Annotated in this window: 1 protein-coding gene; it reads right to left on the bottom strand. The window is 60.5% G+C overall.

Annotated elements, in window-relative coordinates; translation table 11 throughout:
• Window positions 1-116 precede the first annotated feature (116 nt).
• Window positions 117-404, bottom strand: coding sequence for a transposase (locus tag IZU87_RS17390; RefSeq protein ID WP_088743470.1), 288 nt, complete (start codon window positions 402-404; stop codon window positions 117-119).
• Between the last annotated feature and the right edge of the window lie 67 nt (window positions 405-471).

The following is a 471-nucleotide window of genomic DNA, read 5'->3' as shown; positions in this document are numbered from 1 at the left end:
TAGCGCCTTGCGCTGATAGTACATTGAGGAGCGACTGATACCGAGTAGCTGGCACTGACGCCGGAGGCTGATGTCGGGCGCCTGCGGCTCGACCAGTGCCACGCGCTGGGCCCGGCTCAACGACCGAGCCCGCGTGACAAAAAATCCCGTTCCACCGTCAGCTTGCCGATCTCGCGGTAGAGCGTATCGATCTCCTCCTGGGTCTTCTGAGCGGTTTTACCGGAACTCTTGCTCTCGAAGACGCCGGTGGCATTGTCCAGCAGTTCGCGTTTCCACTGACTCACCATGGTGGGGTGGATCTCGAAGCGGGCCGCGATCTCCGACGTGGTCTGCTCTCCCTTGAGGGCGGCGAGGGCTACCTTGGCTTTGAACTCACTGCTGTACTGTCGACGTTTCCTGCTCATGATCAAGCTCTCCTGGTCGGTCTGATCAGAGCTTAGCGCCTGGTCCGAATTCCGGGGACCACTTCAC

This window comes from Cobetia sp. MC34, assembly GCF_018340035.1.
GTDB lineage: Bacteria > Pseudomonadota > Gammaproteobacteria > Pseudomonadales > Halomonadaceae > Cobetia > Cobetia amphilecti.
This window is presented reverse-complemented; position numbering and strand designations above follow the sequence as displayed.

What these genes read in the sequence shown, in the direction of transcription:
- IZU87_RS17390 (WP_088743470.1), bottom strand. Translation starts at nt 404, where the DNA reads ATGAGCAGGAAACGTCGACAGTACAGCAGTGAGTTCAAAGCCAAGGTA.